General features: G+C 64.3%; 13 protein-coding genes. 9 read left to right on the top strand and 4 right to left on the bottom strand.

The features are described 5' to 3' along the window. Window positions 1-117: 117 nt before the first annotated feature. Window positions 118-1695: a S41 family peptidase gene (locus F6X40_RS18025; protein ID WP_187628756.1), complete on the bottom strand. Its 1578-nt coding sequence runs from the start codon at window positions 1693-1695 to the stop codon at window positions 118-120. 355 nt (window positions 1696-2050) lie between these two features. Further along, a complete protein-coding gene (gpmA, locus tag F6X40_RS18020; RefSeq protein ID WP_184066970.1) occupies window positions 2051-2797 on the bottom strand; it encodes a 2,3-diphosphoglycerate-dependent phosphoglycerate mutase in 747 nt (248 codons plus the stop codon). 137 nt (window positions 2798-2934) lie between these two features. On the opposite strand from gpmA, the gene F6X40_RS18015 reads away from it, so the two are divergent. The 5 genes from F6X40_RS18015 to F6X40_RS17995 all read left to right on the top strand — a co-directional run bounded on the left by F6X40_RS18015 (window position 2935) and on the right by F6X40_RS17995 (window position 5934). Then, window positions 2935-3360, top strand: coding sequence for a rhodanese-like domain-containing protein (locus F6X40_RS18015; protein ID WP_013088271.1), 426 nt, complete (start codon window positions 2935-2937; stop codon window positions 3358-3360). After that, window positions 3357-3617 (top strand): glutaredoxin 3, encoded by a 261-nt coding sequence (grxC, locus tag F6X40_RS18010; RefSeq protein WP_090802871.1) that lies wholly within the window; start codon window positions 3357-3359, stop codon window positions 3615-3617. Before F6X40_RS18015 ends, grxC begins: the two co-directional genes overlap by 4 nt. Window positions 3618-3764: 147 nt before the next feature. Next, window positions 3765-4241, top strand: coding sequence for a protein-export chaperone SecB (secB, locus tag F6X40_RS18005; RefSeq protein WP_187628755.1), 477 nt, complete (start codon window positions 3765-3767; stop codon window positions 4239-4241). Between the two features lie 22 nt (window positions 4242-4263). Then, the gene (locus F6X40_RS18000; protein WP_187628754.1) at window positions 4264-5262 is read left to right on the top strand and encodes an NAD(P)H-dependent glycerol-3-phosphate dehydrogenase; all 999 of its coding nucleotides are present in this window, start codon (window positions 4264-4266) and stop codon (window positions 5260-5262) included. Window positions 5263-5373: 111 nt separating this feature from the next. Continuing rightward, entirely contained in the window at window positions 5374-5934 is a 561-nt protein-coding gene (locus tag F6X40_RS17995; RefSeq protein ID WP_187628753.1) for an O-acetyl-ADP-ribose deacetylase, read from the top strand. On the opposite strand, the gene trmL is transcribed toward F6X40_RS17995, so the two are convergent. Together trmL and F6X40_RS17985 are read right to left on the bottom strand one after the other, a co-directional pair. Then, window positions 5907-6377 (bottom strand): tRNA (uridine(34)/cytosine(34)/5-carboxymethylaminomethyluridine(34)-2'-O)-methyltransferase TrmL, encoded by a 471-nt coding sequence (gene trmL, locus F6X40_RS17990; protein WP_090802877.1) that lies wholly within the window; start codon window positions 6375-6377, stop codon window positions 5907-5909. The genes F6X40_RS17995 and trmL overlap by 28 nt on opposite strands. A gap of 18 nt (window positions 6378-6395) precedes the next feature. Continuing rightward, window positions 6396-7142 (bottom strand): phosphoribosyltransferase family protein, encoded by a 747-nt coding sequence (locus F6X40_RS17985; protein ID WP_409340024.1) that lies wholly within the window; start codon window positions 7140-7142, stop codon window positions 6396-6398. A gap of 121 nt (window positions 7143-7263) precedes the next feature. Between F6X40_RS17985 and F6X40_RS17980 the strand changes: the two genes are divergently transcribed. The 4 genes from F6X40_RS17980 to ctaD all read left to right on the top strand — a co-directional run bounded on the left by F6X40_RS17980 (window position 7264) and on the right by ctaD (window position 12476). Next, complete coding sequence (locus F6X40_RS17980) at window positions 7264-8229, top strand: methyltransferase domain-containing protein (RefSeq protein ID WP_187628752.1); 966 nt, start codon at window positions 7264-7266, stop codon at window positions 8227-8229. 395 nt (window positions 8230-8624) lie between these two features. Further along, window positions 8625-9101, top strand: coding sequence for a DUF2244 domain-containing protein (locus tag F6X40_RS17975; RefSeq protein WP_184026596.1), 477 nt, complete (start codon window positions 8625-8627; stop codon window positions 9099-9101). Between the two features lie 64 nt (window positions 9102-9165). Then, the gene (coxB, locus tag F6X40_RS17970; protein WP_187628751.1) at window positions 9166-10818 is read left to right on the top strand and encodes a cytochrome c oxidase subunit II; all 1653 of its coding nucleotides are present in this window, start codon (window positions 9166-9168) and stop codon (window positions 10816-10818) included. A gap of 44 nt (window positions 10819-10862) precedes the next feature. Beyond that, window positions 10863-12476, top strand: a complete 1614-nt coding sequence (ctaD, locus tag F6X40_RS17965) for a cytochrome c oxidase subunit I (RefSeq protein WP_184026602.1) — start codon at window positions 10863-10865, stop codon at window positions 12474-12476. Window positions 12477-12553: the final 77 nt, after the last annotated feature.

Genomic DNA, 12553 nt, shown 5'->3' with positions numbered 1-12553 from the left:
GGCTTGCCGTGATGCGCCACCGGTTAGGCGGCGGCTTTTGCTGAAACTGTTGCCGCGTGTCTTCGCAGACTATCGTGCTGCGAAGACACGCGCGGGGTTCGCTGCCTGTTGGTCAGCTTACTTGCCAGCGGGAACCGGTGCCGAAGCCGGCGCCGGTCCCGATGCGCCCGGCACCGGTTGCGTCGGCTTCACCGCGACCGGCGCGGAGGCCGAGGTGTCCGGCTTGTTCTGCGCGAGACGGCGTTCCATCAACGACTTCGATTCCTGAACCGGCTTGCCTTCGAGTTTGTCGACTGCCTGTTGCAGCATGAAGTCGTCGGCCGAACCGAACTCGACCGGCTTGCGTTCGCGCTCCTTCTGGCGCTGTTCCGGCGTCTTCTTGTCGTTCTGCTCTTCGAGCTGACGCAGTTGCTCCATGCGCTCCTGCTCGCGCTGCTCCGCTTCCTTCTTCTCGTTCGGGTCCTGCGTGTTCGCGAGGTGATTCGAGTAGTCGACTTCGCGGGTCACGAGCGCGTCGTCCGGATCGCCGTCCGCGTACTGATCGACCGGAATGTCGGGGCGGATGCCCTTGTTCTGGATCGAACGGCCGCTCGGCGTGTAGTAATACGCGGTGGTCAGGCGCAGTGCGGTGTCGGCCGTCAGGGGGCGCACGGTTTGCACCGAACCCTTGCCGAACGTGGTCTTGCCGAGAATCAGCGCGCGGTGCTGATCCTGCAGCGCGCCCGCGACGATTTCCGACGCCGACGCCGAATACGCGTTGGTCAGCACGATCATGGGCACGGTCTTGAAGATGGCCGGGACGTCCTTGAGCGGATCGCTGTCGAACGATTGCAGACGGTAGTTATCGTAGGTGTCGCGATAGATCTGCTTCGAATCCGGAATCTGGCCGTTGGTCGACACCACCACCGAATTCGGCGGCAGGAACGCGCCCGCGACGCCGACCGCGCTTTGCAGCAGACCGCCGCCGTTGTTGCGCAGGTCGAGGATGAGGCCCTTCAGGTTCGGCTCCTGGCGCGCGAGATCCTGCAGCTTGGCCGCGAGGTCAGGCGTGGTGCGTTCCTGGAAGCTCGTGATGCGCACGTACGCGAAGCCCGGCGCGATGATCTTGCCCTTCACCGACTGCACCTTGATGATCGCGCGCGTGACGGTGAGCGGGAACGTGCGGTCGTCGGTCTTGCGGAAGATGGTCAGCGTGACCTTGGTGCCCGGGTCGCCGCGCATCTGCTTGACCGCCTGGTCGAGCGTCATGCCGCGCACGGGCTTGTCGTTGATGCGCGTGATCAGGTCGCCCGGACGGATGCCGGCGCGGAACGCGGGCGTGTCTTCGATTGGCGAAATCACCTTGATCAGGCCGTCTTCCGACGAAATTTCGATGCCGAGGCCCGCGAAGCGGCCCTTGGTCTGCTCCTGCAGCTCTTCGTAGTCGGTCTTGTCGAGGTACGACGAGTGCGGGTCGAGGCTGGACACCATGCCCTTGATCGCGGCGGTGAGCAGCTTCTTGTCGTCGACCGGTTCAACGTATTCGTGCTTGATCTGCCCGAACACTTCGGCGAAAAGCCTGAGCTGGTCTAGCGGCAGCGGGGCGACCGCAGCGCTAGCGGGTTGCTGGGCCGAGGCGGAGTATTGCAGGGTGGCAAAGACACCGGTAGCAAGGCCCGCGGCAATCAGGCCGATATTTTTCAGGTTCTTTCGCATAGAGTCTGTTGCGGTCGGAAGCGCGTGGCAGCGTCGATAAAGATTTGGACGGACAAGTATAACTGCACACCCGCCTGCTCAGGGCGCGGTGCAGGCAATCGTGCTTCGACAGTACGGGAAGGTCCTGGTTCTTGCGACCCGAGCCGCGGATGGCGAGCCGTACGACATGGCACTCGGCGGGTCGGAACTGAGAGTTGCCGCGCAAGGCCAGCGGATGCGCTCGCCGCTACGGTGAACCCTGCAGCGGGCCTCTGAATCTGACCGCCGGGCGCAATACAGAATTTCTTGTCGGCCCGGTTGTCTGCGTGCGGCCCCGCGCGTTTTCGTGGCGTGGGCCGCGCCCGGAAATGCCGGATCAGCCCGCCTTGCCCTGGCTCGCGACCGCGGCTTGCGCCTTGGCGATCGCGTCCTGGTCGCCGAGATAGTAGTGCTTGATCGGCTTCAGGTTGTCGTCGAGTTCATAGACGAGCGGCACGCCGTTCGGGATGTTGAGGCCGACGATGTCGCTGTCCGAGATGTTGTCGAGATACTTGACCAGCGCGCGGATCGAGTTGCCGTGCGCGGCGATCAGGATGCTGCGCCCCGACTTGATGGCCGGCGCAATCGACTCGTTCCACAGCGGCAACACGCGCGCGACCGTGTCTTTCAGGCACTCGGTCAGCGGCAGTTGCTCGCGCGGCACCTTGGCGTAGCGCGGATCGGTGTACGGCGCGCGCTCGTCGGTGGGCTCGAGCGCGGGCGGCGGCGTGTCGTAGCTGCGGCGCCAGACCAGCACCTGCTCGTCGCCGAACTTCGCGGCGGTTTCGGCCTTGTTCAGACCCGACAGCGCGCCGTAGTGGCGTTCGTTCAGGCGCCACGAATGCACGACGGGCAGGTACATCAGATCCATCTGGTCCTGCACATGCCAAAGCGTGCGGATCGCGCGCTTGAGCACCGACGTGTAGGCGATGTCGAACGTATAGCCCGATTCCTTGAGCAGCCCGCCCGCCTGCTGCGCCTCGAGGTTGCCCTGCTCGGTGAGGTCGACGTCGACCCAGCCGGTGAAGCGGTTTTCCTTGTTCCAGGTCGATTCGCCGTGGCGGATGAGAACGAGTTTGTACATGAGAGTTGCCGGTCGGTAGTGAGGAAGCGGTCTCGCGCTGCGCGGCGCCTCGGGCGGCGCATCGCCATCGCGTCGAACGGTTATTTTATAATGCTCGGGTTGACCTTTTCGATTTCTCTCTTTCCGGCGGATCTTCCGTGAAGTTTTTCACCGAATACACAAACCTTGTCCTGATCGCAATCGTCCTTATCTCTGGTGGGTTGCTGCTGTGGCCGACCATCAGTCGGCGTGGACGTGGCGGCCTGTCGGCCGCTGAAGCCACCCAACTGATCAACCGGCGCAACGCGGCGGTCATCGATCTGCGGCCGTCCGCCGATTACGCCAAGGGGCACCTGCCCTCGGCACGGCATTTCGAATTCGCAGAGTTGCAGGCGAAAGTCACGCAACTCGCGAAGAACAAGAGCAACCCGGTGCTGCTGGTGTGCCAGACCGGCCAGCAGTCGAACAAGGCCGCGCGTATCGTGCAGGAAGCGGGATACGCGGAAGTCCATGTTCTCGAGGGCGGCGTCGATGCCTGGCAGAAAGCCGGTATGCCGGTTGTGAAACAAGGAGCAGCCAAGTGAACAAAGTGATCATGTACAGCACCCAGGTGTGCCCGTATTGCCAGATGGCCGAACGTCTTTTAAAGTCGCGCGGCGTCGAGCACGTTGAGAAAGTACTGATCGACAAGGACCCGGGCCGTCGTGAGGAGATGATGACCCGGACCGGTCGTCGCACGGTGCCGCAGGTGTTCATCGGCGAGACGCATGTGGGCGGCTATGATGACCTTTCCGCGCTCGATCGCGCGGGCGGTCTGACGCCGCTGCTCGAAGCAGCCTGAGTTCGCGCGTTTCGCGCCGCGCGAGCGGGCGGACCACTCGATAAGCCGGCGCACGCGCTCCTCGTGGAGCCGGCGAGCCGGCGCAATAATCTGGCGGCCCATGCGTGCATCGGCCGCCGCCACGCACACCTATCAGGAATCACCATCATGTCCGAAGAGAATAACCAGCCGTTCTTCAACATCCAGCGCATCTATCTGAAGGACATGTCGCTCGAGCAGCCGAATTCGCCGGGTATCTTCCTCGAGCAGGAAATGCCGTCGGTCGAAGTCGAAGTCGACGTGAAGGCCGAGCGCCTCGCCGAATCCGTGTTTGAAATTCTCGTGACGGGCACGGTCACGGCCAAGGTGTCGGACAAGGTCGCGTTCCTGATCGAAGCGAAACAGGCCGGCATTTTTGACATTCGCAACATTCCTGCCGAGCAGATCGATCCGCTCGTCGGCATTGCCTGCCCGACCATCCTGTTCCCGTACCTGCGCTCGAACATCGCCGATGCGATCACCCGCGCCGGCTTCCCGCCGATCCACCTCGCCGAGATCAACTTCCAGGCGCTGTACGAGCAGCGTCTCGCCCAGATGAGCGCGGCCCAGCAGGACGGCGCGGCGCAAAAAGGCGTCACGCATTAAGGCGCCGCGCGCAGTGCCGGCTATGAAAGTCGCCGTTCTCGGCGCTGGCGCCTGGGGCACCGCCCTCGCCGGCCATCTGGCCTTAAGGCACCACACGGTGTTGTGGGCGCGCGAGTCCGCGCTCATCGCCGAGTTTTCCACTTCGCATGAAAACGCCCGCTATCTGGCGGGCGTCGCGTTGCCGCCCGCGCTTCGCTTTGAAGCGGATCTCGGAGTGGCGCTCGATCACGCGCTCGACGACGATGCGCTGTGCGTGGTCGCGACGCCCGTGGCTGGCCTGCGCGGCCTGTTGCGCGCGATGCGCGATGCGGGCAAGGTGCCCGCGCATATCGTGTGGCTGTGCAAGGGGTTCGAAGCGGATTCGCAGTTGTTGCCGCATCAGGCGGTCGCGGCGGAATTGCCCGAGCATGCGAGCAACGGCGTGTTGTCCGGACCGAGCTTCGCGCGCGAAGTCGGGCAGGGGCTGCCGGTTGCGTTGACGATCGCGAGCCCGTCGGCGGCGTGCCGCGAACGCACGGTCGCGGCGTTCCATCACGGCGCGATGCGCATCTATACCGGCGACGACGTCGTCGGCGTCGAAGTGGGCGGCGCGGTGAAAAACGTGCTCGCCATCGCCACGGGCATCGCCGATGGCCTCGGCCTCGGCCTCAATGCACGCGCGGCGCTGATCACCCGCGGCCTCGCCGAAATGTCGCGCCTTGGCGTGACGCTCGGTGGGCGCGCGGAAACCTTTACCGGGTTGACCGGCCTCGGTGATCTGATTCTGACTGCCACCGGCGATCTGTCGCGCAACCGCACCGTGGGCCTGCAACTCGCCACGGGCCGCACGCTCGACGACATCCTCGGCGGTCTCGGTCACGTGGCCGAAGGCGTGCGCTGCGCGCGGGCGGTACTCTCGATCGCACGTGCTCATGCAATCGAAATGCCGATCACGCAGGCGGTCTGCGCGGTGCTGTTCGACGGCGTGGCGCCGCGCGATGCGGTTAGCGCGCTCCTGCGGCGCGATTCGAAGGCGGAATAAAGCCTTTTCTATCAGCCGTTTAGCGGAAATTCGCGTTGAACGGCTGCCTCGCCTGGTCGTCCACTTCGGGTTGTCCACTTCGTGAGCGAGACTCGGGTCAGCGAGGTTCCCATGCCCACCTTCAATCTCAGTCTTGGCACGTGCACGCTCGAAGCGCGCATGGTCGATATCACGACGCTCGCCGTCGATGCGATCGTCAATGCCGCGAATACTTCGCTGCTCGGCGGCGGCGGTGTGGATGGCGCGATTCATCGCGCGGCCGGCAAGGAGTTGCTGCGCGAATGCGAAACGCTCGGCGGCTGCGCGACCGGCGACGCCAAAATCACCGCCGGCTATCGTCTGCCCGCGAAGCATGTTATTCACGCGGTCGGTCCAGTGTGGCGTGGCGGCGCGCATGGCGAAGCCGACCTGCTCGCATCGTGCTATCAGCGCTCACTCGAAGTCGCGCGCGAAACTCAGTGCACGAGCATCGCGTTTCCAGCGATCAGCTGCGGTATCTACCGTTTCCCCGCCGACGATGCGGTCAGCATCGCGGTCGCGACCGTACTCGACACGTTGCCGCGCACACCACACATGAAGCACGTGACGTTCGCGTGCTTCGACGACGCGATGTTCGCACGCTACGAGGCCGAGCTCGAACGCCGTCAGGCGCCGCCTTCGAAGCCGGCCTGACGCCACGCTTCGAACACCACGATCGCCACCGTATTCGACAGATTCAGACTGCGATTTCCGGGACGCATCGGCAGACGCACGCGCTGTTCGTTCGCAAAGCGCTCGAGCACCGTGCCGGGCAGGCCGCGCGTTTCGGCGCCGAACACGAACCAGTCGCCCGGTTGAAACGCGTGGTCGTGAAAGCGCCCCGAGCCGCGCGTCGTGAATGCGAACATGCGCGACGCGTCGGGCGTTTCTTTCGCGATGAACGCGTCCCAATCGGCATGCACGTTCATTTCCGCGTACTCGTGATAGTCGAGGCCGGCGCGCCGCATCTTGGTGTCGTCGAGAGGGAAGCCGAGCGGCTCGATCAGGTGCAGCCGGGCGCCGGTGTTCGCGCACAGGCGAATCACGTTGCCGGTGTTGGGCGGAATTTCGGGTTCTACGAGAACGACGTTGAACATAAGAAGACCACGTAAAAGCTAGTTTTTCGGAGTGCGCAGCGCGACGAAGTTCGTAACCCGCCGCGCGCCGGCGGCCTTCAGCGTATGCGCGAGCGCTTCGAGCGTCGCGCCGCTCGTCATGACATCGTCGACGATGCCGACGTGCAGGCCGCGCACTGGGCGCGCGACGCGAAACGCTCGGCCGACGTTCTGCCGGCGCGCATCGAGATCGAGGCGCGATTGCGGCGCGGTGTCGAGCGTTCGTTCGAGCAGCGTGGGGTCGCCGCGCACGCCGAGCGCCCGGGCGAGCGGCCGCGCGATCTGCCAGGCCTGGTTGTAGCCGCGCTCGACCAGACGGCGACCGGCGAGCGGCACAGGCGCGATCACGTCGGGCCGCTCGGCCGCGTCGTGCCAATTGGCTTCAGCGAGCCGCGCGAGGCGTTGCGCGAAGTCTCGCGCGAGCATCAGCCGGGCGCGGAACTTCAGGCCGACCGCGAGCGTATCGAGCGGCGCGCGATAGTCGGCGAGCGCGAAGCTCGCGTCGAACGGCGGCGGCTCGGCCACGCAATCCGCGCAGCGATACCGCGCCTGAGCGACCCAGCGTGACGCCGGCAACGGCACCGCGCAAACGGTGCAGCGCAGCCGGCTCTCGTTCCAGTAGGCCGCGTCGCAACCGTCGCACAACGTCTTATGCGACAAATTGCCGCACAACGCGCACAGGTTCGGCAGCGCGGCGTTCAAGGCCCGCGGCCATGCCGAATGCAGTCCGCGCGCAAAACGCGCCACCTGATTTCGACACGACGAAGAAAATGACTGGAATCGCACGAGTGAGCGCCGGTGAAAGCCGTTCTCGCTGAATGGAGGGGAACGAACGAGTATACTTCGAGCTCACGCCAGCACGACACACATGTCCCCAACATCCGCTCAATCTGGCCGTCCGGCCTACGATTCACGGCGCCTCAGGCGTATTTTCGACCGTCGCGCTGCCACCTTCGACGAGGTTGCGTTCCTGCCGCGAGAGATTGCGCAGCGCATGCGCGAGCGTCTCGATTACATCAAGGTGGCGCCCTCGAGCGTGCTCGACGCCGGTTGCGGCGCGGGCGAAGACCTCCCCGCATTGCGCGAACGCTTTCCCGAGGCGCCGGTGTTCGGCGCTGATCTGTCGCACGGCATGCTCCGCCGCGCGCTGCGTCACGATGCCGGCGACACCAGTTGGCGGCGCTTTCTTCCCGCCTCGCTCGGCAAGGCGCTCGGCGCGCGTGGCCCGCGCTTCGCGCAAACCGATTTCTCCGCGCTGCCGTTCACGTCCGGCGCATTCGAATTCATCTGGTCCAACCTCGCGCTGCACTGGCACTCGCGGCCCGATCTGGTCTTTCCCGAATGGCAGCGCGTGCTGAAGGTCAACGGCCTGCTAATGTTCAGCACGCTCGGCCCCGATACGCTGAAGGAGTTGCGCGGTGCCTACGCCGAGATCGAGGCCGCCCACGGCGTCGCGTCTCGCAAGCATGTGATCGACTTCGTCGACATGCACGACCTCGGCGACATGCTCGTCGAGGCCGGCTTCGAGATTCCGGTGATGGACCAGGAGACGCTGACCATCACCTATAAGTCGCCCGAGTCGCTGCTCGCGGATGTGCGTCGCTGGGGCGCGTACCCGTTCGAGCGCGATGCGCATGACGGCGTGCTCGCGCGTCGGTTGCACAAAGCCCTGCTCGCCGCGCTCGAAGCGCGCCGGCGCGCCGACGGCACGATCGCGCTGACCTTCGAGGTGATCTACGGCCACGCATGGAAAGCCGTGCCGCGCACCACGGCGGAAGGACATGGCATCGTGCGGCTCGAGGACATCGGACGAGGTCCGGGCAACCGTGGATAGCAGATTGCGGTGCTGTCATCAACTGCTTGCCGACGGTGCGGTTGACGTGTTGCAAAAGCGGTAAAGAGGACATCCGTTATGCCTGGGATTTGCCCTCCAAAAGAGCCGCAAAATGCCGGGCAAAATGGCGCGAAGGCTTGTCGCGCCTGGCTTGCGGGCCGATCGGGGCTTGCTTGTCGATGCTATGGATCGCGCCTATAATGCGTCAGTTTGTCACCCGAGGTTCCCACATTTGGGGTGGCAAGCCCGAGGCGCGGGGCTGCAAAATGAAGTGATGCGGTAGGGGTTGGCGCGCTCGCGAGTGATGCTGGAAACAGTGACTCGAACGGCGGCCGCGAGATGCATCCGGAAGTAAAAGAAGGCAGGCCGGACTCGACGATTCGCAGGAGGCAGCGATGGGCGCATCAGATCATCTGCTGGCGGATTCAGAACCGGTCCTCAGGGACTGGACCATGAAGCGCAACTGTTCGATATCGCCGCGGCAGTTCGTCTGTCTGTACGTGTCGCTTGCGTTGTTTTCGTTGGCAATTGCATTCATGCTGGTTCTGGTCGGCGCCTGGCTGGTGTTGCCGTTCACCGGAATCGAATTGCTGGCCGTAGGTATCGCGTTTGCAATATATGCGCGTCATGCTGTCGATTACGAGCGCATCCGGTTGTTTCCGAACCGGCTCGTGATCGAGCAGGTCAGCGCCGAGCAGATTACGCAGTTCGAATTCAATCCGCGCTGGGTGCGGATAGAGCCGGGCGCAACGCCGCGCGATCAGATCAAGCTGGTCTCGCGCGGGCAGACGATCATGATCGGGCAACACCTCGCGCAGAATCGGCGCGCGCAGTTCGCAGGCGAACTACGTATGTGGCTGGCACGTTGTTAGATGGTGCCGGACGCGCGGCGTTCAAGGGGGCGCGACACGCTGCCAGCGGGGTCGAGGGGTTTGAATGGAAAATTTGGGTAAGGAAGCTATGAAAACAATCAAGCGAGCGCTCATGAGCGTGCTGGCGACGAGCGGACTGCTTTTCGCCGGTGCCGCCCTGGCAGTGGGCGATGCTCCGGGCGGCCCTGCCGTCAACGCGATCAATCTCCAGCCGCCTGCAACGAGAATCGCTGAGGAGCTGTTCAGCCTCCACATGTTCATGCTGGGACTTTGCACCGTGATCTTCATCGGTGTGTTCGGCGTGATGTTCTATTCGATCTTCGCGCACCGCAAATCGAAAGGCCACAACGCAGCCAATTTCCACGAAAGCACCACCGTCGAAATCATCTGGACGATCGTGCCGTTCATCATCGTCGTGCTGATGGCGCTGCCCGCCACCAAGGCCGTCGTCGCGATGAAGGACACCTCGAACGCCGACCTCACGATCAAGGTCACCGGCTACCAGTGGAAGTGGGGCTACGACTACGTGAAGGGTCCGGGCGAGGGCATCGGCTTCCTGTCCACGCTCGCCACGCCGCGCGCGCAAACCGATGGCCGCGAGCCGATCTCCACGCTGTATCTGCAGGAAGTCGACAATCCGCTCGTGGTGCCGGTCGACAAGAAAGTCCGCATCATCACCACCGCGAACGACGTGGTCCACTCCTGGTACGTGCCGGCCTTCGGCGTGAAGCAGGACGCGATTCCCGGCTTCGTGCGCGACACGTGGTTCAAGGCCAACCGCACCGGTACGTTCCGCGGCTTCTGTACCGAACTGTGCGGCAAGGAACACGCGTTCATGCCGGTCGTCGTCGAGGTGCTGTCTGCCGACGACTACGCGAAGTGGGTCGACGAGGAGAAGAAGAAAATGGCCGCCGGCCAGGACGATCCGAACAAGACCTACACGATGGCCGAGCTGATGGAACGCGGCGGCAAGGTCTACGCGTCGAACTGCGCGGTCTGCCACCAGCCGACCGGCAAGGGCGCGGGCGCATTCCCGGCGCTCGACGGCAGCAAGATCGCCAACGGTCCGATCGGGCAGCACGTGAGTCTCGTGTTGAAGGGCAAGAACGCGATGCCTTCGTGGGCGCCGACGCTGAACGACGTCGAAATCGCCTCGGTGATCACGTACGAACGTAACTCGTGGGGCAACCACACGGGCGACATCCTGCAGCCGAAGCAGGTCGCCGACGCGCGCAACGGCAAGCTGCCGGAAGGCGGCGATCATCTGGCCAACGCCGGTGCTGCCGCGAGCGGCGCCGTTGCGGCATCGGGCGCGGAAGCAGCGTCGGGCGCAGAAGCGGCGTCCGCACCGGCCGCATCGGGCAACGAGGCTGGCGCGGCTGCTTCGAACAACGCAGAGGCCGCGCTGCCGGCGAGCATCTACTTCGAGACCGGCAAGAGCACGCTGCCGGCCGACGCGAAAGCGGCGGTCGACGCGGCCGCGGCCTACGCGAAGGCGCATCCGGACGCGAAATTCACGCTGTCGGGCTTCACCGACGCAACCGGCTCCGCCGACGTCAACGCGAAGCTCGCGAAGAGTCGTGCCGAAGCCGTTCGCGACGCGCTGAAAGCAGCCGGCATTGCCGACGATCATATTATTTTGAAGAAGCCGGAAACGATCACCGGCGGCACCGACGCGAAGGAAGCCCGGCGCGTTCAGATCAGCCCGGCAGCCTGACGTGTTCATGGTCAGCACCGCAGAATTCGCTTTAGGAGATTGTCATGTCTAGCATCGGACACGATGTAGTCGCGGGCCACGAGCACGTGCACGGCGACCATGCCCACGAAACGCCGCATGGCTGGCGCCGTTGGCTGTTCGCAACCAACCACAAGGACATCGGTACGCTGTACCTGATCTTCTCGTTCACCATGTTCCTGTCCGGGGGCGTGATGGCGCTGATGATCCGTGCCGAACTGTTCGAGCCGGGTCTGCAGATCATGCGTCCCGAGTTCTTCAACCAGTTGACCACCATGCACGGGCTGATCATGGTGTTCGGCGCGATCATGCCGGCGTTCGTCGGCTTCGCGAACTGGATGGTGCCGCTGCAGATCGGCGCATCGGACATGGCTTTCGCGCGGATGAACAACTTCAGCTTCTGGCTGCTGCCGGTCGCGGCCGTCCTGCTGGTCGGCTCGTTCTTCGCGCCGGGCGGCGCGACCGCCGCGGGCTGGACGCTGTACGCACCGCTCTCCACGCAGATGGGCCCGGGCATGGACTTCGCGATTTTCGCGATCCACCTGATGGGTGCGTCGTCGATCATGGGCGGTATCAACATCGTCGTGACGATCCTGAACATGCGCGCACCCGGCCTCACGCTGATGAAGATGCCGATGTTCGTCTGGACCTGGCTGATCACCGCGTACCTGCTGATCGCCGTGATGCCAGTTCTGGCGGGCGCGATCACGATGGTGCTGTTCGACCGTCACTTCGGCACGTCGTTCTTCAATGCGGCAGGCGGCGGCGACCCGGTCATGTACCAGCACATCTTCTGGTTCTTCGGGCACCCCGAGGTGTACATCATGATCTTGCCGGCGTTCGGGATCGTCTCGCAGGTGATCCCGGCGTTTTCGCGCAAGCCGCTGTTCGGCTATAGCTCGATGGTGTACGCAACCGCGTCGATCGCGATCCTGTCGTTCATGGTCTGGGCGCACCACATGTTCGTGACCGGCATGCCGGTCACGGGTCAGCTGTTCTTCATGTACGCGACGATGCTGATCGCGGTGCCGACCGGCGTGAAGGTGTTCAACTGGGTCGCGACGATGTGGCGCGGTTCGCTGTCCTTCGAAACGCCGATGCTGTTCGCGGTCGGCTTCCTGATCGTGTTCACGTTCGGTGGCCTGTCGGGTCTGATGCTCGCCATGGCGCCGCTCGACATCCAGTATCACGGCACTTATTTCGTGGTCGCGCACTTCCACTACGTGCTGGTGGCGGGGTCGCTGTTCGCGCTGTTCGCCGGCTGGTACTACTGGTCGCCGAAGTGGACCGGCTGGATGTACAACGAAACGCGCGGCAAGATCCACTTCTGGGCGTCGATGTTCTTCTTCAACCTCGCGTTCCTGCCGATGCACTTCGTCGGTCTCGCGGGCATGCCGCGTCGTTATGCCGACTACCCGGCGCAGTTCACCGACTGGAACCAGGTGATCTCGATCGGCGCGTTCGGCTTTGGTCTGTCACAGGTGTACTTCCTGTTCGCGGTGGCGCTGCCGGCCTACCGTGGCGGTGGCGAGCTCGTAGAAGCGGGCGACAAGCCGTGGGACGGCGCAACGGGCCTCGAGTGGACCGTACCGAGCCCGGCTCCGTTCCACACGTTCGAGCATCCGCCGACCGTCGAGTAAGCCCATCCCGGCGAGGTGCCGGGTTCCGGCGGCGCGATATGCCGCCACCGGACTCGGACGCTTCGCGCGGCGGCCTC

Source organism: Paraburkholderia sp. UCT31 (assembly GCF_014397655.1).
Taxonomy (GTDB): Bacteria; Pseudomonadota; Gammaproteobacteria; order Burkholderiales; family Burkholderiaceae; genus Paraburkholderia; species Paraburkholderia tuberum.
This window is presented reverse-complemented; position numbering and strand designations above follow the sequence as displayed.